19 protein-coding genes are annotated in these 20,611 nt (G+C 43.5%); 2 read left to right on the top strand and 17 right to left on the bottom strand.

Going from position 1 to position 20,611, the window contains the following annotated elements; all coding sequences use genetic code 11:
* Positions 1-255: 255 nt before the first annotated feature.
* The 6 genes from loaP to NST26_RS06720 all read right to left on the bottom strand — a co-directional run bounded on the left by loaP (position 256) and on the right by NST26_RS06720 (position 4,992).
* A complete protein-coding gene (gene loaP, locus NST26_RS06740) occupies positions 256-846 on the bottom strand; it encodes an antiterminator LoaP (RefSeq protein ID WP_036727781.1) in 591 nt (196 codons plus the stop codon).
* Between the two features lie 1,329 nt (positions 847-2,175).
* Complete coding sequence (locus NST26_RS33985; RefSeq protein ID WP_081751260.1) at positions 2,176-2,496, bottom strand: 4'-phosphopantetheinyl transferase family protein; 321 nt, start codon at positions 2,494-2,496, stop codon at positions 2,176-2,178.
* A 12-nt stretch (positions 2,497-2,508) separates the two neighbouring features.
* A complete protein-coding gene (locus tag NST26_RS06735) occupies positions 2,509-2,895 on the bottom strand; it encodes a 4'-phosphopantetheinyl transferase family protein (protein WP_051478208.1) in 387 nt (128 codons plus the stop codon).
* A 701-nt stretch (positions 2,896-3,596) separates the two neighbouring features.
* Entirely contained in the window at positions 3,597-3,875 is a 279-nt protein-coding gene (locus tag NST26_RS33980; RefSeq protein ID WP_162174708.1) for a zinc ribbon domain-containing protein, read from the bottom strand.
* 135 nt (positions 3,876-4,010) lie between these two features.
* Entirely contained in the window at positions 4,011-4,298 is a 288-nt protein-coding gene (locus NST26_RS06725) for a recombinase family protein (RefSeq protein WP_162174707.1), read from the bottom strand.
* A gap of 37 nt (positions 4,299-4,335) precedes the next feature.
* Positions 4,336-4,992, bottom strand: a complete 657-nt coding sequence (locus NST26_RS06720; protein WP_051478205.1) for a hypothetical protein — start codon at positions 4,990-4,992, stop codon at positions 4,336-4,338.
* Positions 4,993-5,214: 222 nt separating this feature from the next.
* On the opposite strand from NST26_RS06720, the gene NST26_RS06715 reads away from it, so the two are divergent.
* Positions 5,215-5,466 (top strand): single-stranded DNA-binding protein, encoded by a 252-nt coding sequence (locus tag NST26_RS06715; protein ID WP_235191965.1) that lies wholly within the window; start codon positions 5,215-5,217, stop codon positions 5,464-5,466.
* A gap of 505 nt (positions 5,467-5,971) precedes the next feature.
* Here the strand turns inward: NST26_RS06715 and ltrA are convergent.
* The 11 genes from ltrA to NST26_RS06660 form a co-directional block, all read right to left on the bottom strand.
* Positions 5,972-7,264, bottom strand: a complete 1,293-nt coding sequence (gene ltrA / locus NST26_RS06710; protein WP_036727773.1) for a group II intron reverse transcriptase/maturase — start codon at positions 7,262-7,264, stop codon at positions 5,972-5,974.
* A gap of 580 nt (positions 7,265-7,844) precedes the next feature.
* Positions 7,845-9,005, bottom strand: a complete 1,161-nt coding sequence (locus NST26_RS06705; RefSeq protein WP_036727771.1) for a hypothetical protein — start codon at positions 9,003-9,005, stop codon at positions 7,845-7,847.
* A 186-nt stretch (positions 9,006-9,191) separates the two neighbouring features.
* Positions 9,192-10,250, bottom strand: coding sequence for a hypothetical protein (locus tag NST26_RS06700; protein ID WP_051478204.1), 1,059 nt, complete (start codon positions 10,248-10,250; stop codon positions 9,192-9,194).
* 103 nt (positions 10,251-10,353) lie between these two features.
* Positions 10,354-10,908: a hypothetical protein gene (locus NST26_RS06695; RefSeq protein ID WP_036727769.1), complete on the bottom strand. Its 555-nt coding sequence runs from the start codon at positions 10,906-10,908 to the stop codon at positions 10,354-10,356.
* Positions 10,896-11,462 (bottom strand): phospholipase D-like domain-containing protein, encoded by a 567-nt coding sequence (locus tag NST26_RS06690; RefSeq protein WP_051478203.1) that lies wholly within the window; start codon positions 11,460-11,462, stop codon positions 10,896-10,898. The genes NST26_RS06695 and NST26_RS06690 overlap by 13 nt, the downstream gene beginning before the upstream one ends.
* 61 nt (positions 11,463-11,523) lie before the next feature.
* Positions 11,524-12,039 carry a hypothetical protein gene (locus NST26_RS06685; RefSeq protein WP_036727767.1) on the bottom strand — a complete coding sequence of 172 codons (516 nt, stop codon included), beginning with the start codon at positions 12,037-12,039 and terminating at the stop codon, positions 11,524-11,526.
* Positions 12,040-12,460: 421 nt separating this feature from the next.
* On the bottom strand, positions 12,461-13,225 hold the full coding sequence (locus NST26_RS06680) for an InlB B-repeat-containing protein (RefSeq protein ID WP_340980809.1): 765 nt from the start codon (positions 13,223-13,225) through the stop codon (positions 12,461-12,463).
* A 674-nt stretch (positions 13,226-13,899) separates the two neighbouring features.
* Positions 13,900-14,601, bottom strand: a complete 702-nt coding sequence (sigK, locus tag NST26_RS06675) for an RNA polymerase sporulation sigma factor SigK (protein ID WP_036691086.1) — start codon at positions 14,599-14,601, stop codon at positions 13,900-13,902.
* A 128-nt stretch (positions 14,602-14,729) separates the two neighbouring features.
* Positions 14,730-17,978, bottom strand: a complete 3,249-nt coding sequence (locus tag NST26_RS06670) for a DEAD/DEAH box helicase (RefSeq protein ID WP_340955311.1) — start codon at positions 17,976-17,978, stop codon at positions 14,730-14,732.
* Positions 17,979-18,022: 44 nt separating this feature from the next.
* Positions 18,023-18,832 carry a protein phosphatase 2C domain-containing protein gene (locus NST26_RS06665; protein ID WP_340955313.1) on the bottom strand — a complete coding sequence of 270 codons (810 nt, stop codon included), beginning with the start codon at positions 18,830-18,832 and terminating at the stop codon, positions 18,023-18,025.
* Between the two features lie 180 nt (positions 18,833-19,012).
* On the bottom strand, positions 19,013-19,750 hold the full coding sequence (locus NST26_RS06660) for a hypothetical protein (RefSeq protein WP_340955314.1): 738 nt from the start codon (positions 19,748-19,750) through the stop codon (positions 19,013-19,015).
* 197 nt (positions 19,751-19,947) lie between these two features.
* Here NST26_RS06660 and NST26_RS06655 point away from each other — a divergent pair, with 197 nt between their 5' ends.
* Positions 19,948-20,580: a CPBP family intramembrane glutamic endopeptidase gene (locus NST26_RS06655; protein WP_340978920.1), complete on the top strand. Its 633-nt coding sequence runs from the start codon at positions 19,948-19,950 to the stop codon at positions 20,578-20,580.
* The last annotated feature ends 31 nt before the right edge of the window (positions 20,581-20,611 follow it).

Here is a 20,611-nt window from a genome sequence, read left to right as displayed (position 1 = left end):
ATGCATTTATTAATTGATTGCCTTATAAAGACATAGTTTCACCATGTCATCCAAGTATCCACCTGCACTACGGGAACTATAAATATATGATCTCCATTAGCGGTTATCGTGCCGAAACAACGTATAACTTATAGAGACTTCTATTAAATTATCAGCTTGAATTATATATATATCAATAGATAAATTCGACAAAAATGGAACATTTTTAAAATGTGTTAATTCTGCGGGAAACTTCAAAAAACTCTACTACACTTATTAGTTGTCTATATAATTACCTTCTATGTAAAAATCCTTTTCTTCGTAAAGTAATGAGACATGTATTTTCACCTTGTGCTTGCGCTTATCAATCTTTTTTATCAAATATTCTTTTCCTACCAGAGGCCCGGAAACCACTTCTATTATACCGTCTTTAATTCTAAAATTAGAGGGCTGAATAATATGGCCATCATCGAGCAAGTTAGTTATAAATAATAAATCCTTTTCATCCACCTCTTTAAAATAACTATTTTGAAATGCTTCACTTTTTAAAGTTTCACAGTACTCTTTGTTAACTTTCTTCACGTTTTTTAACTCTAGCTTTAAATATTCTGTATCGTAATTAATTAAACGGTATAAATGAGGTGTTTTTTTTAAGTCGTAATACTTCTGGAAGTTTAGTCCTGAATCGATATTCGCAAAAATATAGCCTGGAAATAATAATTTTAACGTTGCAACCGTTTCTCCGCCTCTCCTTTCCGTCAAATAACGTCTAGGCAGGACAAACTTGTAACTCGGATGCTGCTTCATTAAATAGTCGGTTACTATTTCTTCCTTACCGCTTTCAACATACAATGCGTACCAACCCACAGAAGATCACCTTCACTAATTTAAGAGTATTGGCTTTACTGGCAGGGAATTGTTCCAACTTTATTAGTCCAATGTTTGCGTTTACAATATTAAATTCTTCAGTATGATTATTGTATTGCAGCAATGTCAGATATATCGCGTTCACACATCAATTCATTCAATACTTTAGCTAGTACTTCCCTTTCGTGCGACTGAATTTTTTGTAGGTTATTGATTATTTTATCTTTAACGATTCATTCTTTGTAAATATATACTTAATATATAATTTGCTGACCAAGTGAGAATCACGTTCAATCTCCAAGTAATCGCTAATATAGGAATTCGTAACTATTCTTTTTGGTTCCAAATATTCTAATCTCATTAACATAACTTTTTTGTGCTGCCACAATACATATAAAGGACATTTATTCCAAACCTCTTTGGCACACATTAAAAAGTTAACCATAATGTGATATTTTCCCATATAAACCCCATATCACTTACATGACTCATCCATTGATCATTAGGATTACAATATCTCTCTACGGTTCCCATTCTTTAAATCCCAAAGTAGTTTTCCACCTCGTAATTGACAAGTTTAATTCCTTCCAACCAATCTTCAAGATCCAAAATATTAAAACTTTCGTAGGCTGCATTCAATTCGCTAAACAAAACTTCTGTATAGCTATGTCTTCCATTAGCATAGTTATCTGCAGTATAAAATACCATTCTGTCAGTATCTACTCCAAAGATAAAATATCATGTTCCTGATGTGTTTGTTGGAAAGTGTCGGTGTATTTCGAAATATAAAAAGTATCAACCAGCAGATAAACATAAGACTTTTTAGAATATCTTTAAGAAAATCAGTGAAAGACCTGTAAAGCCTATCCACCATTTTTCTTGACACTTTTTGCAGATTAATCCATGAGCAAAAATGGAAATGATCATTTGTATAAAAGTCTAATCTCAGAATATCTTTTATATAGTCATTTTTGTCGGCGAATAATTGCAGATAAATATTAAAAACCCAGTCTAAATAATTCTTATTTTGTGAGATTATCGATAGTAAGTTTGCATGATTTGGATAGCAATCAATAATTGGATACTTCATATACAATTTAATTTCCAAACTCTTGCCTCCCTAATAATATCCCCCCCATATTAATCAAAATATTTCCTTATTATTCATATTACTTTGTTTTTTTAAAGTTTAATGTACTAAATATCATATTTCCCAAACCCTGTTATTTTATTGATAATACAAATACCTGATGCCCCCACCTTGTTCATATCAGGGCGTGAGGGCATCAGGTATAAGACAAATTGGATCAATATTTGTTCATCCCTTACTCAAACATGCTCTCCAGAACTATCTTCCAACTGCCTTACAGCGTCTAATAATTGATCAAGACCCCATATTATGAATTTTGGCGGAAAATCCTCACTTAAGCTGCACACAGCTAACTTGTACTGAGGATGTACCTGATATTGACGAAAATAATAACGCTCAGGGCTGTGCCTATTCTCAAATAAAATATCATTACCGTTAACCGAAAATGATACTAAATTTAATGGGATGGTCAAGCCTTGACCATAAGCTTTAATATAGCTTTCCTTTAATGTCCATAAATCATAAAAATACTGAATTTTCTCCTTTTCATCCTTTAAAATTAATTCTTTATATTATTTCTCCGCGAAGAACCTTTTAGCAATATCCATCTCTATTGGTTGAATCTTCTCCACGTCTATACCGACAGGACTTTGACCAACTACAGCTACAACCCATTCTCCAGAATGAGACACATTGAATTCTACCGGATATGTCGCTAAATATGGCTTACCATAAGCATTTGATTCAATTTGAATATCTGAATTTTTCAAACCTAATTGCTTACCGAGAAGTACACGGATAAGAAGGTCTGCGGCCAGCGACCGGAGAAAGTCCCCTTTACGAATGTATCGACTTAAACGTTCACACTTTTCTTCAGGTAAAAACTTTAAGTAAACCATATATTCACTTATTGAAGTTATTTGTTCAAGTAATGTAAATCTTATACAAATAATGTCCACAGTTTTTCTCTCCTAATTAAGATAAACGGAAGCTTAAGCCTTTTTTACTTCTGTGAGAAAGAATTTTTTATACTATTCACATTTAGGTCGTGTCTGAAAACTCTTCATTGAGTCAATTTAAAAATGGAAGCCACGTATACAAATGCCAAGAATGACTTGGCTTGTCTATCGTAGCGAGTAGCCACACGGCGAAAGTGCTTGATTTTATTGAAAAAGCACTCCACTAAGTGGCGTTCTTTATACCGATACCAATCGACGTTCCATGGGTTTTGACTATTCGCTTTAAGCGGGATGGTGTAGGATGCCTGTTTAGCTGTGATCCAATTCCGAATCGCTTCGGAGCCATAGGCTTTGTCGCCAAGAATATGCTATAAATCGAGTAGGAGGAGGCGGTGAGCCTCCCTCCTCTCACACCACCGTACATTCGGCTGTCTCTGCTCTTCATACTGTTTTTTGCAAGTAAAAAACAAGCGATATCTCTGATCGGATAGTTGCTGAGATATTATTGGACAGTCATGATAGATACTCGATAAGTTTTTTATATAACTTAACCGATATCTTAAAGCCGCAAGGGTAGCGTCAAGAAGTTTGTGTAAGAGAAGTAGAAGTACCTCCCCGGGGTTACGGGTTGGGGGTGTAGTGTTTCTGGGGGAGGGGGAACCCTTGATCTGATTAACAAACTTCACAGGATCAGTTATTATTCAGATTACCTGCCCCCAAATGTAGTCCTCAATTTGCTCAGCATTAAAAGAAGGTGCTATACATTTTTCAATCTCGGGTCCATATTTCTTGGGAACCGTATTAGGGCAACGATATCTTCGACTTTTACCAATCTCACCGGTTTCCTTATCTTTAGCACCTTTAGTAGTGGTCGCATCATATGTTCTTCCGCAATGTCCACATTTCAATAAAGACTTTAATAAGTACTGATACTTCTTATTGCCTACGTATTTATTTGTATCATTTTGAACTCGTTGCATCTGTGCCAGTTTCCACATCTCGCTATCTATAAGCGGGGGAACATCGACGGTCAACCAATCCTTACGGTCTCGAAAGGTGTATGATTTTTTGGGATTACCTCCATCAGTGAGTTCGCCTTTAACCTTCTTAGTTTCTCAGCGATTGTAATAGTACTTTCCAATATAAATTTCTGAAGTCAAGATCTTACTGATACTGGATGCTCCCCAGTTTGAACTTTCGGCTCGTTTAGGTTTAACTTTACCGTAAAGACGGTCTCCGATTTGACGCAAAGTAAGTTTCTCAAGTACATACCATTCATAAATCATTTGAACATACTGACGTTCAGTTTCATTTACTACTAGTTGACCTTCCTCATACTTATCAAAACCAAATGGGGCTACACGCATGGGCATAATCTTCTTATCATTTCTAACTTTTTCCAATCTGCCTCGGATCGTCCTTTTTCTTATCAGTTGCAACTCATATGATGCGATTGCAGACATTATTCATCGCGGTCTGGTTCAGCAATCCAACAAGCTGCGTATAGACATGCATCTCCTCGGGTGTGCGTTCAGTTGGGAAAAATTCAAAACTGATCGTGCTGCTGTCAAAACTGAAGGTGATGCCTGGGTAATATTGTTTGCCAATTTCAAATATCGCTGTCTTGAATTTTTCCATTGTATCGACATTAGCATCATTGATGGCTTTAGCAAAACTATCTTCGATAAAATTCGCTTCAATACCAAGCGATCTCTTTACAAGTACTTGTTTGCCGTAAAGCAAATTAATCAAATTTCTAAGTGTTATCCCTGTGTGACCTTCCAGCGGGACAACTACTTCCAGTGAAACATTCGTGTTTGCCGCGGGCTTGTCTGGAGTACCTGAATCAACATGTCCGACTAGTCTGACTGGTTCTTCTGATTTTAAAGGTTTCTCTTGTTTCTCAATAACCTGACTGGTCAGTAAGCTGTCAAGAGCAACCTCCGTGCCATTCGATGTGGTGATTTTACCCGCTCTGTCAATCCAGTAAATCTCCGTATCAGTCTCAATCTGGTAAGCGAAGCTCGGAACTCCCATGTACTTAGGCTCTATTCCTAGATGGTCGCTCAGCGCCTTAACGACTTCTTTTCGGTCCATATTAACCTCCAATTAGAATCGATGTTCTCAACGAGCTTGGGGATAACCCCTTCCATTGAGGTTGTAACCGTTCTAACTTGGACGGAGGTTTAATGCAAGTAAATTATCGAGCATGCCCTGATAAACGGATTGACGGATATGTATGACAGGTGTAGCATATAGCTACTAGCTATATGCTATTAGCTACTACGAGAAAATCTCGAACAGAACGGAGGATGTAAAATGCTAATCGATAAGAACACTTCTTTGGAAGACTTGATGAACATTGCCAAAGCAACTGTTCCAAGTCTGGTTCAAGGTGAGGTCTTCCTTGTCAAAGATCTGTTTCGGGGCTTTGAGTGGAACCGGATCGCAAAGGGTAATCGTACTAAGCTTGGCTCCATGTTCCTAAACTACGCTGAGAAGCATGCAAGCAATTCCCTTAAGATATTAGGGAAAACGCCGCAGAATCAGCAAATGTACGAAAAGCTGTAATCAACTTTATAAATTAAAAGAACAGGGATGGTGACTCTTATAACACCGCCCCTGTTCTTTTGAGTTTAACCCCTGCCTGCTTTTCTTACCCCTGTCTCAAAGTCATTCCGACACCATCTGACAAATGTAGATGAATGACGTAGGTACGTCTTAGCCGCGCTAGGTTCAAGTTGACCCGCCTTCAGCTTCTCCGTTACTTCTTGCTCATACTGCTCATATAATAGCTCCAATTGCTTGATAAATTCCTGCGATGCTTTCATTCGGATAACCACCTTAGAATATTGGCATAAGCTCATTATACTGAACTGGAAGCATTTGCATAAGTAATTGGAGATATGTGATTCACAGTTGTGATTGAACTATGTGAGTCTAGGATTAGGATTAAACACAGTACACAAGTCATCTAGAGTAAAGGGCTGGTATGACCCAGCCCCTCCTCATCAAACCGTACGTGAGGTTTTCCCTCATACGGCTTTCCGATGTTTGTCATTCATGGGCATGCAGATTACAATAGCGTTTTTAGTCCACACTTATTGGCCATATACTTGACCTCCGGGAATGAACTCATCCATCTCCTCCGATTTCTCTTCTTTGCATACCACCGGGTGAATCGCTGCAAAATATACCAATCCAGCTTCGCTAACCTCTTTTGGCTGTAGTTCGTGTAGTAATAATTTCTCCATCCCTGTATCTTTGGATTGAGCCATTCCACGTGTTCCTCAAACGATTTCCAGCGCATGCCAGGCGGTGCTAATCGGTCTTTGACCACGCCTCGGATGCGTTCCTCTGCCTTCTTCGTTAGCCACTGCTGGGTGGTATAGTACAACTTCCCTTGAGAAGTTTCTGCTTTCGTTTTTCGGTGGTGCATTCCTAAGAAGTCGAAGCCTTCGTCTCCTGTCCACAGACCTACAATGCGGGTTTTGGTCGGATGTAGCGTGAGTTCTAGACATTCCATAATGTTGCGGATGAGTTCATATGCATGTTCTGCATCCTTTTTGGTTTTACAGACCACGACAAAGTCGTCTGCATACCTCGTCAGTTCTCCCAACCTACTTCCGTGTTTCTCCCATAACCGGTCAAAGTAGTTCAAATATCTATTCGCCAACAGTGGCGAGATGACGCCACCTTGGGGTGTACCTAGATCGGAGCGCCGTAGGTTTCCTTCTTCCATCACTCCCGCATGAAGCCACTTCCGTATTAATTTCAGGATTCGCCTGTCATTGATACGCATTTGTACCCATTTCATGAGCTTCTCCTGATTAATGTTGTCGAAGTAGCCTTGGATATCGACGTCGACTACCCAATTTTCTTTGCGGTTGCAGGCTTTCCGGATTCGTTCCAGCGCTCCTTTCGCACTTCGCTTCGGACGAAATCCGTAGGAGACTTCTTTAAAATCGGCTTCAAAGATGGGTTCAATCACCAGCTTGGTTGCCATCTGCACTACTCGGTCACGCACGGTGGGGATGCCTAGCGGTCTTGGCTTCCCGTCTTTCTTCGGGATATAGTGCCGCCGTACCGGCTGCGGATGGTAGCTGCCTGCTTTCAGTTCTCGCTCACATCTTTTGAGAAATCTCGTCACTCCCTGTTTCTCGATTTCAGCGAGCGTTACGGCATCTACTCCCGCAGCTCCCTTATTCGCTTTCACCCGTCTCCAGGCTTCGCACAGCACATCCCACCGGTAGACTTTGTCATACAAGGCGTGGAATTTACGCTTGTTGTTCTCCTTGGCCGCATGACCTAGCTTTTCTTGGAGTTCTTGAACTTTTTCCTTGGGTGTCGTTAGCCGTTTGGCATTCACTCACTCGTACCTCCTCCAAAAGCGTAAACAAAGCAGGGCTCCTTCCCTCCCTAAGGTTATGTTGTCCTTAGGTTCTTCGGTACTATAAGCCCCTCGGACTCCCTTCCCACAGACGGTTCACTTCGTCTTCTGGACTTATAGAGCGTCTCTCTACGGGTTCCTTAAAAAAAATTTTTTTCTCCCGTGTGGGGAGGGTCTCCCCAGTTCACTGCATTATCTTTCAATCCATGCCGTTCCCTATACGCCGGAGGATTCTTCACTGCTGTTCCAAGTTCTGAACAGTTTCCTTGGCCTTCGTCTATTGTTTCGAGACTCGGCATCCTCTCTTCCCCTTCGCAGGGCCTTTTTGACGACGCGGCAAGATTCACTTCATGTTGCGGCCTGGATTGTTGCTCGCCCAGTCTCTGACTGGTACTTTTGTCGATGCGCTTTTACACACAGATTTCGCCATGCGCAAGCATCCTAGCTACAAAGGTGGCTTGGTCCCTCCTTTGGTTGGACTTTCACCAACTAGGTAATGCGTGCCTCTGGGCACGCAAACAAGAAAAGAGGTGCAGATTTTCCCTGCACCTTGTAAGCATTACTCGGAACGGAACTGAAACTGACTATCAATCCATTCCTTAACCATTGTCTTTGATTGAAAAAAGATTTGGGTTATCACGAGCAGGTCGGAGAACATAATGTCGTCAGCTCGAATCAGATGAGTGCGATAATTCGCGTCTGTAATTCGCTTGCCTTTGGTCAAGGTAGAATTCATTCGCTCTTCGATACTGTCCCCTGTATAAATGTTAATCGCAAGATCCAAATGATTAAGTCTCACCTGATCGAATGGTGTGTCATACGAATCCATTGCATCCAAGTGAATCATTCTTCCAATCAGCATCCCGTCACCAATTGATTCTTCGGAAAGTTCCTCTAGTGACATGCTGAAATGTTTCTGGTTGCCTTCATTCTTCATCGTGGCTACAATTTGTAATTTACGAATGCCATCAATTTGGTATTCCCACCACTGCTTTCGTTTCCATTCATCTCCTTGTATATCTTCAGCAGTATATTCTGGTAAAAACAACTCGCTACCTTCATGTTGATCAGGATGAATTATTAATCGTTCGATCCAATACGGGTTAGGGGGTTGAATAAACTCTTCTTCTAATGATAGTGGCGGTGCCTTTTTAGATACAATGTGTGGATCGACTCGAATGTATAATTTTTTGGTGCCATATTTATGTATTAAATAAGAAGGAACCATTGAGTTGAGGTATCTATCAATAAGAAGAAAAGAGTCTTTGTACTTACAAGTTCTGTGTTTTGGTAAATCGGGAATCGGTTTATATCCAACTGCATCTAATCGAATTAACTCTAGATCAGGATTTCCGTTCGACTTCTTTCTGAGCTTATCATAAAGCTCTGGGTGCGCCTGAAAAATTGGCTGTGAGGGATTATACTCCTCAAAAGATTTAACTTGATGATAAATGCGACTAGCCTTAAAAATCTCTCCTAATATACTGGTAAGTGCAGAATTATCATCACCAATTAGAGTAGGAAAATTATTACCAACTAGATGAACCAAATTATGGTCTTCCGGCGTAAGCATCTGCTTTCTTACCGAAATCAACCGTGTTATACTATCGGTTTCGTTCTGCAACTTGTCTTGTAAAAAAGCCGCTGCTCCGGCTAAGTCCAATCTTTGGCTTTCTGCATATCGCTGAATACACTGCTCATAGAATTCTAAATCATCCATTTTGCCGCACACCTCTTTCAGTAAGGAACCTACATTTCTCTTATCTTATCCCATTAAGGATCGTGTCTCAATTTACACCCACTATAAATAAAGTATGTATGATAGTTGCGAACGTAGCCATCGAAAAGCTTCATTAAAATAATATTCAAAGTAACCCCCATAGAGTAAATAACAATATAATACAGATCAAGTAGTCATGTAATGTTGTCTTACCCAATTAAACGTTCTTGTTGGTGCATTACTCACCTTGCCTATTTCACTATCTGGATCAAGATAGTCATGAATATAATTTTCGATTTCATCCGGTAATTTTTCTAGCTGTAGTAAATCGTTGATTCGCTTAGAAAGTTTATCAAGACCTTCCCTACTATAAGATTCATAATGATAATAAGTGTAATAATCCCAAGTCCCCATCTGAGCACCTATTCCGAAAATTTTAACCTCATTCGGCTCTAACCATCTTGTCAAATTTCTAATTGAATCTTCTAAGACCTCAGCCAACTCGTTAGCTTCTTTCCACTTTTTAATCTTCCCATCAACTATGGCATTAATTTCTTTCTTGAAATTATTAAGAGCCTCAATTCTTTTCGGTAGCTGTTCCGTATTTGCAATCACTGAAAGAGCTTCCTCTATTAATTCAAGCATCGAGTAAAACTCCCTAATATCTTTATCGGTACAACCAAACAATCCAAATGAAATCCCCATTATACCCCTAACATTCAATCCATAGAACCCAAGATCAAGCGCACTTACCATCCGATTTCCTTTTACAATCGATTCTTGAGGTAGCTGTGTCATAAATTGACTGTAGTATTTTTGAAAGAGCATAGTGTTTTTAGCTAACTCTGATTGAATGTCATCCCAAAATAATATTTGAATACTAAACGTTCCAGACGCTTTTCTTTTTATATTCTCTAATCGTACTGACTCTTGTAATACACTATCCCTTTTACCTGTAGTGGCAACGTAATAAGCATTAATAGCAGGTTTAAAGGATTCTGCCTTTTGTGCTTCATCAATTATTGTTTGAAGGTTCAAGTTTTCTGTATTCTTACATTGAACTCCAACAAACTCACCTTTATGGTTTTCTCCGAATATATCAACGCCAGCTTGGTCTTGTCCTTGCCTCCCGTTCATTTCTAAGTCAGGAGAACTCCACTTTTCACTTAACGCATCACGAGTCAGTGACTCAAATTCTTTCCAATCTTGTGGTGGTGCAAGTTTAGAAGTTGCAACTAGTGGCATTCAACATACCTCCATGCTAATAATGTAGTTTACATTTCTAGTACAACAAAGAATTGCTTGATAGAGTTTTGGTGATGCTTTCATTCCGATTAGCCCCCTTGAGCTAAGTCTTAAGCTTATAATAATGGCTGGTATTATCGATTTTTGCCTGCTGATCCTCAAGCCGATTTATTTCGTTTACAGCTGCATGGAATGAATTTTTCACTTGTTCCAAATAGTTATATAGCTCGTTTACTGGATCTTCTGCTACTTCAGCTAAGTCATATCGACGTTCAGCAGCCTTATCTACTGCATCTTGTGAAACATCATTCATGTCTTCGTTATGAACCATCTGCTCAGATAGTAAATCGGACGCATACTCAACTGTATCAAATTCAGCAAGTTCATAGATTGGTTTACCATAATCACAAAGATCACGGATTGAAGTAATAGAATCCATGTCAACAAGATTCGCTACGTTTTCCAAACCTGCGACCTCTCGGAACTCATTATCGAGTTCACCTTCGATTTCATCAAGCACATCTAGTAAACTCGCTAAATCGCTTACCTTCAAATAAGGATCGTGAATGTTGTAGATTTCCTGATCCTCATATGGATAACCTACAAACGTAAAAAGTCCGTCACGAATAACAGCAGCTGCCCCCTCTAACCTTGACAACAGGAAGAAAGGAGGATTTTCTTATCATCCAACATGCTTCCGAAGTAAGGAATACCTTCATTGATTAAGATAGGGACAATACTCTCTCTGATAATACTTACCAAATCCTGTCCTCGGACAAAGAACCCCGTTTCCCTGCTTTGTTTGCTCTCTTCGGAATAGTTGGCCGAACCAATATAAGCGATATTATCCGTCATAATCACTTTGGAATGATTACTGAAATTGAAGGATGTAGCTAAGTTATCAATGTTCGATGGATCAAGGCGTTGTGTATAGCGATCAATACTTTCTGATGCACGTTCACGTGGTGCGTCTCCATAGTACCTCTCATATCGGTCAGGGATATTCGTAATGATACGAACCTCGGCATGGGAAGTCGCATCTTCAAGTGCACGAAGCAGTTCCTTACGACGTGCTGAAATGTTGTATGTTGTTACGAATATTCTCTCTGCATTGGGGAAATCGTCCAATACCTCTTGAAAGTTGTATTCCCCTTTCGAAGTGACAATATCAATCTGCCCTGGGATTAATGGGATTATCGTGGTTCTACTCATTCAAATCCAACTCCTTACAATTTTATACTAAAAGAGTAACCCCTTTGAGTACAATGTCAAGCTATTTATTTGATATGGATGTTACTTCCACTCCCTCACCTCTGACCTCAGAGGATATGTCCTTATAGAGTTTCACTACAACTCCCTTTACCGCTTCATAATGCTGCATCGCCATTTCATACGCCGAAAGACCAGTATCCGAGTAATGTGCCATTACGATGTAGAGTCCTACCGTTGCAACCGCGCTGATCACGAGGAATTTCAGGATACTGCCGAAGAATCCAAAGAGACTGATGACCCCATTATGCAGGGCTTTGAATAACCCCTTTACTGGTGCTACAACAAAGGTCTGAATTGTCCAGTTCACCGCTTTACCAGCTCGGTCAGCGGTCGTTACTTTGTCTACCTCAACAACTTTCTCTTTGATCGCTGCGGTCTGATCGATATATTCGGCTTCTAATTGCTCGATAACAGGCAACAACGGAGAAGCTTCAACTTCATCCAACATATCGGGTTGCTCTAATGGCGATTCTGCGATATTGTCCGGAAGAGGTGCTGTATATTCAATTGCTTCCATTACCACTCTCGTCTCGGCAAATAGCTTTGCGCTGCTCTCGGCTACGGTCTCCTTGGCTTCGAAATCTTTTTTTTCTTCTGGCTCTTCATCTGTGTAGATGCTTACTCCAACAGGTTCCTTATGGTCTGACTCTGCCGCGGGGAGGTCTTCGCTGGTTGATGAATCGACTGCGATGGCAGCTACTGGCTGTTCAGGCTCAGCATCTGCAGGACTGAAATGGTCATTGGGTATCTCTGGCTCGTCAAAAGATGCTCTTCGACCAAAATCGGTATTCGAGTCAATGTCTACTCCAATTCCGGCATCAATCTTATCACCGAACGAGTCAAAGAATGAGTAGGTTTATTTTCGGGAGTCGGTACTGGCTCTGGTGTTGGTTCAGGCTTCGTCGTTGGCTCTGAACTCTGTGGTGTTTCTGGTTTGACTAGTATTTCTGGCTTGGTGTTGGCTTGGGACTTGGTTCAGGACTTGGCTCGGGCGTTGGTGTAGGCTCTGGACTCCGTGGAACTTCTGGTACTTCTGGCTCTGGATTTGGCGATGGTGTCGGTGTCGGAATAACGGCTTCCTGTTTATAAAAAAAGGGCAACCTTTTGAACGGCTCTGTGGCTGACAGCACCACTTGTTTGACCGCATCACCGATTAACTTGTATATCCCGATTATCGAGTCCGCTGTATACGATTGGTTTCCTAATGGCAAGTCAGTTAGTGTGACATCCGCTTTAACTTTACTGTTCGTATCTTGATCAACAAACTCGACCGTTATCGAGCCTTTCGGATCGGGATGAACAATGACAGGTTCGAAATAAGCTTGTACGAGCTTATCCTCATCCATGATGAATTGAAGCGACTGGTCGGATACTTCTAGATCATTTAGCACCCATTTTGAGAAGGCATACCCCTGACCTGGACTCATTACTGCATCTACCTTGCTGCCCTCATTAAATTGTCCGACTGTTCCCTGCACATCTTGATATACGACAGTTGTTTGATCGTTTGTAACATCGATTTTGCCTTGACCTACGACCTCTACGACCAGTTCAAATTGCTTCGGCATAACAGAGATAGGAGAGAAGTATGCAATAGCGTCCATGTCCCGATCCATAAATACGCTAATAGTCGGGCTTCCCATCTCAATACCGTTGATCATCCATTTCTCGAATTTGTATCCTAGCGAGGGACTAGCAGTCAGGTTTAACGTTTCAAACTCAGGAATTTTGTCAAAGTCACAGCAGCATAAGGGGCTACTGTTCCCGTACCAACTTGATCGACGGTCAATGTGTATTCCACAGGCTGCGGTGCCATTTGCTTGAAATATGCAATCGCTACCTTGTCACTGTCCATCTTCACATTTTTCAAATTAAAAGCCTGGCACTGTGTCCTGAGTCGATACAGATATCCATGCTCCATCATCGTAATCATATGTGCCGACCGTGGGGAATGTTGTGCCTTGCCCTTCCATAGTGACTGTTAGTTACTTTTTCCAGTTCGGTATGCTTGTCCATGACGTTCCCCACTTGTCCGTTTTTTAGATTTGTTTCTTATTCGACAAATGGTTCGTTTTTCCTTGTCAAGGTTTGCTAAGAACTTTGATTCAACTTATATAGATGTTTAAGAATACTACACATTTAATGTTTTCCGCCCTTCTCGTATATCTTTGTTATATTTCTCATATGATTGTAGTAACTGAATATGGAGACCATATATATCTTTGTATGTCATTCAATTGCTCTTCTCTACTAATGAAATAGTATTTTCTAAATTCCATTTCCTATAGCAAGAATAAAAAAGCAACTCATCCGTAGACAAGTCGCTCACTATACAATTTATTTCAAAGAATATTAATTTTAGTTATTCACATGTTGCTCACCGCTTTACCTTATAAAACTCATGATACAGCTTCATCAGCGCTCTTTTCTCAATCCGCGACACATAACTCCGCGAGATCCCCAGCTCCTTCGCTATCTCCCGCTGCGTCCGCTCTTCCCCACCTGTATCAAGCCCAAACCGCCCGACCACAACTTCCTTCTCCCGGTCATCCAGGATATCCAGATTCCGATAAATCTTGCTTTTCTCAATCTTCAGATCTACTTCCTTAATTACATCATCCGCCTCAGAACCGAGGATATCGATCAGGGTGATCTCGTTGCCTTCCTTATCCGTTCCGATCGGATCGTGGAGGGATACGTCTTTGCGGGTTTTTTTCAGCGAGCGTAAGTGCATCAAGATTTCATTCTCTATACATCTAGCCGCAAAAGTAGCCAGCTTCGTGCCCTTGTTCGGGCGGTAACTCTCGATGGCCTTGATCAGTCCGATGGTGCCGATGGAGATGAGGTCCTCCATGTCTTCGCCGGTGTTGTCGAATTTCTTCACTATATGGGCAACCAGCCGCAGGTTGTGCTCAATCAGCAGGTTCCGTGCCTTGGCATCTCCCTCGGCCATCATGCCTAAGTATTTGCTCTCATCCTGCTCCGATAGAGGCTGGGGAAAAGCGTTGTTCCTTACGTAAGATACCAGCAGCGTCAGTTCTTTGATCAGCAGCGCAATCGTGCTTATGATTCCAGGCAACTTGGCGACACCTCCCGCACATGTACAATGAAACCGGTCAGCAAGGAGAACTACGGGTTCATGGTCCTTTTATTCTATGTGGGTAGGTGCCTAGAAGTGCATGTACGGGGAAAATAGGTACGGGCCTCCTATACCCGAAGCAGCTCGCGGATATCCTCCTCCGACAGCCGGGTGGTCTTGTTCTCGCCAGCTTCGATGACTTCTTCGATAAGGTCCTTTTTGCGCTGCTGGAGCTCCAGTATCTTCTCCTCAATAGAGCCTTCGGTAATCAGCCGGATCACCTGGACCACATTCCGTTGCCCCATCCGGTGTGCCCGGCCGATGGCTTGCTCCTCGACTGCCGGATTCCACCACAGATCGTATAGAATCACCGTGTCCGCTCCAGTCAGATTCAGACCTGTTCCACCCGCCTTAAGCGAGATCAGGAACACTTCACCTTCACCTTCATTGAAAAGCTTGCACAACTCCACCCGCTCCTTGCTCGGAGTGGAGCCGTCCAGATACAAGGGCTGAACTCCCGCTTCGTCCAGGCGTTGCCGGATCAGCTCTAACATACTGGAGAATTGTGAGAACACCAGCATTCTGCGGCCGGAATCACGGTATTCCTGCACAATCTCCAGCAATTGCTCAAGCTTGCCGGAGCCGCCCGTATAATTCTCGATGAACAGCGAAGGATGGCAGCAGATCTGCCGTAAGCGGGTGATACCCGCCAGAATCTTCATCCGGCTCTTGTGGAATCCGTCCGCAAGCAGATCCTGTTCGGTATCGTCACGGAGCCTCGCTAAGTAAGCGAGATACACCTGTTTCTGCTCGTCCAGCAGCTCCGTGCGCTGTTCAGTATCAATGCGGTCTGGCAGCTCCTCCAGAACCTCTTTTTTGAGCCGCCGCAGAATAAAAGGGGATACGATGCTGGCGATACGTCCGGCAGGCAGCTCCTTGAAGGTCAATCGTCCGGTGAACAGCGCCGGGAAGACTGTGCTGAAAATCGCCTCCAGCTCATCCACCGAATTCTCAATCGGTGTTCCCGTCAGAGCGAATTTACGCGCGGACATAATTGATTTAACTGCCTGGGCCGTTTGGGAGGCCGAGTTTTTGATCGCCTGGGCTTCATCCAGAATTAACGCATGAAAGGTTATACCGGAATACAGATCAATATCCCTGCGGAGAAGAGGGTACGAGGTAATAATCACATCCGCTTCTTCTACGGCCTTTCCCTCCAGCAGTCCACTGCGCTCCTCCTTCTGCCCTGCCGCCACTAATACGTTAACTGCTGGTGCAAACCGGGCAAACTCATGGCTCCAGTTATAGGTTAAAGAAGCCGGACACAGAATCAGCACCGGAGCTTTCCCTTGTACCTTAAGCGGCATCTCAGCCAGCTCGGAGCAGATATAAGCAATGCTCTGAATTGTCTTGCCGAGGCCCATATCATCTGCCAGAATTCCGCCGAACCTGAACTTCGACAACGTCTTCATCCACTGGAAGCCTCTGGCCTGATAATCGCGGAGAACCGGCTTCAGCTCAGCGGGCAGCTCGAATTCCAGACTGTCCGGTTCCCGCAGCTGGTCCAGGAATTCCCGGAGGGACTTGCCCCACTTCGTATGCTTGAAGCCATGTCCCCGCTCTGGAAGCTGAAGAGCTTGTACGGAGGGCAGGCGAATTACCGAGTGTTTAAGATCCCTTTGCCTGAGATTCAGCCGTTCGGCAACGGTGCCGAATTCGCTGAAACTGTCCACTTCAATGGGCAGAAACGCCCCGCTGCGCAGGCGAACATACTTCCTTTTCTCCACAATCGCCTGCATGACCCGAACAGTCTCCTCCTCATTCAAGCCTTCCAGCTCAAAAGAGATATCCAGCCAATCCAGACCTTCGCTCAGCTCCGCTTTCACTTTGGGATAAGCTTTACGCTCCAGCACAAGTCTCTGAACAGCAGGTGTGACAAACAGCTCGGCAACCTCTTCCAAAACCGGCACAAGCTCATATAACGCCTCGTAGATGACCGGCTCACTTACGGAAACCCAGTGCTGCCGTTCCCGTCTGAGCGGAGAGTTGTCCAGAATATCAACGATCTTATTTTCCCGCTGCATATTTCGGATCAGGATCTTCTGCTTGCGCGCTTCATCCACGCTATTCTCTTCCAGCGGATGAATCACAATCTCCTCATAATGAAATTCCAGCCGGAAAGTTAAGGTGCCATCCGCATAATCCAGATACAGCTTAGCCTGCAGTTCAGGCTCCACAATTCGCTCGCTTACTGCCTGTTCCACACTTACTTTCCCCAGCTTTCTTAAGGCTGGCAGCACCTGCTGTACGACCGATTCGATTTGTCCGGGAGCGATCTCAATGTTCTGCGATGCCGTGAACTGCTGCCTTAATAGTGAAATCATGCTTATAACATCACTGTTTATGGAATATATCTTCCCGTTCATGATCATAGTGGAGTAGTCTGGAAACAACATCAGCTTATCCAGCGCTGAAGCTGACAGAACGTAGTCCTTCTTCTGCCCTGGTCCAATCGTAAATTCAAGCGGAGGCGCCTCTCCTGCAAGCTCAGCCCGAATTCCCGGGTTCCCCGATCGCCCCATAATGACATTCACCTCCGGAAAAAGCAGTTTAAGCTTGTCCCAGGCCAGCGGGGTGACGACAATTGTTTTCCCGTCCTTTAAGGAGTTATTATGATAGCTGGGGAGATCATTTCTATAAATCTTCTCAGTGTTTTTCATTAGAAGCAACAGTTCAAGGAATTTCATATCCTCAGGATTAATGTGCTGGTTTTCAGAATCAAAGGTAAATATACTCTTAAAGTATAATGGCTTACGCTGCTCGAAATACTCTAGAAATTCGTTTATTTTGGACACTACATACAGACGTTTGATTCCCACACGCATTTCAACGGAGAAATGCGGATTGCTATTGTAACCACCATGAACGTTAAGCGTGAACTCGAACTGCAGCGACTCTGCATGACCGAATAGCACAGGCTCACTCTCACGGGTAAGAACTGATTTCTGAAAAGAAGAAATAAGCTGCTCCATCTGGTTGTATTTAGACTTATTTACGCGTCTGGATGGAGCAGCTTGTGCATCGGTAGGCTCCTTAATCTGCTGCATGTGTATAGCAATAAGTGTTGCCGCCACATGTTTACAGCAGCCATAGTTCTCATAGGCAGGACAAGAGCAGTCTGCTTTGAAGGTATCGGTACGGTCATAAATATCAATATTTACCTCATATACCTTTCTTCCCTTCACCTGTGCACCATAGCTGCTATCATCCGGATAGAAGGTAAGGCTGCGGACACGCCCCTGTTCATAATAAGACTTCCCCCGGTTATAAAAGTCAGTTCCGCAAAAATCTCTAATTGTTCTCATTGTAATCTTCATATTAAGCACCTTCTCAATATAAAATTCATCTTCATCATTTATAGCTAATCACTCGGCATCGCCGCTTCTCTACTATTATCATAACTCCAGGCAACAACCGTAGCACTGTCCCGGCCTAACTGCTCATGTACATCCTCTAATACCTTGTGCACACATCCCTCCAGATCCTCTTCACCTGTAAAAGCAAGATAAAGCCTGCGCGGGTCCTCCATTACCCTTGCCCCAACCTCCAAAAGACCGTCCGTCGTTAACACGATCACGTTACGGCCCTGCCGCAGCTCACGGATGCCTGAAGAGTAACAGGCGACGGGCTGGGCGAAGGTGTTGACGAAGCCAATCCATTCGTAGTAATTGCGCTGGTTCAGCAGATATTGCCCGCGGGCAGCCAGCTCAGGGTGGAGTACATAGAGCGAGTTATCCCCTACCGAGAACCACCAGAGATAATTCTCCATCCGCACGCAGATCAGGCAAGCCGTTTCCCCTGTAACCTGCTTGCACTCGCTGATGAACGTCTCAGATGTGAAAATAGACAACAGAAATTCCTCCAGCGCCCGGAACGCCCGCTGAACCGGGAGCGACAGCAGCCTGATGATCTCATCAGCTTCATTGTCGATTGTGTGGATCAACAGCTCCGCGCTTTCTGCCGTATGATGCGCATCCAGGAGCATTACCCACTCCCATCCGCCGCCCGGCCCGCTTAATACGTAAGCGCCATCTTCATTTTTGTCGGCACCAGCCGCAGTGTTTCCGCCGTAACGGCCGATAACCATACTCTTATATGCACATATAGTGGGTTGATCCAAATACATCTCATCACTGCCCACCCAGCTAAATTTATGAATCTCCTGTTCCATCCTGCTCCTCCTGTCCGTAAGTACACGGTTTTGTATTTCTAGTATTATATACTTATACGCTTCCTGCGTTAAGCCTGCACCCAAGCAGCCGTCATTAGCTGCAAGCAAATAGGATCACAGCAAATAGCCCCCGGACCGTCCATACGGTCTGAGGGCTATTAATTGTCTTACCTATTTAGATCAGCTTACACTGCCGGCTCTCTCCATATACTCTATCTTCTCCCGGCTGATTCTGTAGAGCCTGGCATCCGGCCCCGGATTCAGGCTGTCGCTTGCAGACAGGAATCCTCTATCCGTGTCCCGCAGAATATACACTCCGCTCAGAAGCTCTCCCCCAACCAGCTTGATGTTCATCCTGGAGGCCTGGTAAACATTCGCTCTGTACCAGCAATACAGCGGCCGCATCAGCAGCTTGCCGATCACGAAATAGAGCGCAGTCATAATCAGCAGCACCACATACACCACCGCCCGGTCCTGTCCATAGACGAAATAGAGTATATCGAACTGATTCGTCATGTTAAGATTATACGTGACAATCAGCCTGCTCATCAGCAGCATACCAAACAGCAGGTAGAAGCTTATGCCAAGCACAACATGGATCAGCAAGATCCAAGGCTGGTATGGGGAGAGGCGCTTGCGCATACCGGAGGTCATAAAATACGTAACGAGCAATCCCGCAGCAACCAGCGAAATCAGCAGCGGATTGCTCAGAGGATGAAGTACATACAATAGCAAGCTGTTAATCCCGGCAAAAATTAGAATATCCGCAAGTATGGATTTGGTCCGTTCCCTGCGGCTGCCCGCCGGAAGCTGAACAGCGGAGTCGCCCTGCAGGAAGTCTACAGCCCATACGATCAGGAGCAGAACACTGAACCATAACAGCGTAGTAGAGAACGGAATAAGATTGAAATACTGCAAAAGTGATACACCATCCTTATTTTTCCTTTATCGTATCATTTCCACCGATCTTCCTGCCGTAACATTCATCTCCTACATTGTTATAAGATTTGTAATTGCTTTCTAACTGCAATGCTGCAAGAATAGATACACTTACGTTCTGATACAGACTTACCATCCATACTTACACTCCGACTATCTCTGAGGGGGCACCACTTATGCTGTTGCTGGGATCATGCGTTATTGCTGTACTGCTTTCTTTTTCATACCGGATCTTCGAGAGGATACTCGGGGTTATCTCTAAACCGCAAGAACGGTATACGATTTATTATTGGGGAGCTGCCATGATTGGAGGAAGTGTTCTCTGGAGCAACAGTTATACGTTCAGCGCTACACAGCATGTGATGAGAGTGCTTCCGCTGTTCCTTATTATTCTGCTTGTGAACCTGATCATCTCCAGATCCTCCGGCTATAATCCAGTGGGCACATATAATACAGTCAATTTCGTGTTGTGCTTCCCGATCTTTGAAGAGATTGCCTTCAGAGGACTTATACTGCCCATCCTTGCGCGCCATCCGGTACTCGGTCAGCTGCATTCTACTTCGATCATTGATGTCAGCGGGGCGATCCTCCTTACCTCACTGCTGTTTGCGGTGTCCCATTTGCAGTATTACAAGCTGAACCGCGAGAGCGTCAGATTCATGCTGTTTGCTTTTAGTGGAGGGATCTTCTTCGGGCTGTTCGCGCAGGTTACGGAGTCGCTCTTGCTGACGATTCCGCTGCATATTGCTTTTAACGGATCGGCCGTGTGGTATGCCCGGGCTTCCGTAAGCAAGCACCTTCAGGCCTGAGGTATTTCTATATGTATATATGAAAAAAGAG

This window comes from Paenibacillus sp. FSL R7-0128, from assembly GCF_038002245.1.
Classification (GTDB): domain Bacteria; phylum Bacillota; class Bacilli; order Paenibacillales; family Paenibacillaceae; genus Paenibacillus_AQ; species Paenibacillus_AQ silagei.
The sequence above is the reverse complement of the archived record's forward strand: the minus strand, read 5'-3'. Positions and strand labels throughout refer to the sequence as shown.

Excerpts from the sequence above, each read along its gene's own strand:
- NST26_RS33980 (WP_162174708.1), bottom strand. The coding sequence starts at position 3,875 with ATGCAACGAGTTCAAAATGATACAAATAAATACGTAGGCAATAAGAAG.
- NST26_RS06720 (WP_051478205.1), bottom strand. The coding sequence starts at position 4,992 with ATGGACCGAAAAGAAGTCGTTAAGGCGCTGAGCGACCATCTAGGAATA.
- NST26_RS06715 (WP_235191965.1), top strand. The coding sequence starts at position 5,215 with ATGCTAATCGATAAGAACACTTCTTTGGAAGACTTGATGAACATTGCC.
- NST26_RS06705 (WP_036727771.1), bottom strand. The coding sequence starts at position 9,005 with ATGGATGATTTAGAATTCTATGAGCAGTGTATTCAGCGATATGCAGAA.
- NST26_RS06700 (WP_051478204.1), bottom strand. The coding sequence starts at position 10,250 with ATGCCACTAGTTGCAACTTCTAAACTTGCACCACCACAAGATTGGAAA.
- NST26_RS06690 (WP_051478203.1), bottom strand. The coding sequence starts at position 11,462 with ATGAGTAGAACCACGATAATCCCATTAATCCCAGGGCAGATTGATATT.
- NST26_RS06685 (WP_036727767.1), bottom strand. The coding sequence starts at position 12,039 with ATGGAAGCAATTGAATATACAGCACCTCTTCCGGACAATATCGCAGAA.
- NST26_RS06670 (WP_340955311.1), bottom strand. The coding sequence starts at position 17,978 with ATGAAGATTACAATGAGAACAATTAGAGATTTTTGCGGAACTGACTTT.
- NST26_RS06665 (WP_340955313.1), bottom strand. The coding sequence starts at position 18,832 with ATGGAACAGGAGATTCATAAATTTAGCTGGGTGGGCAGTGATGAGATG.
- NST26_RS06655 (WP_340978920.1), top strand. The coding sequence starts at position 19,948 with ATGCTGTTGCTGGGATCATGCGTTATTGCTGTACTGCTTTCTTTTTCA.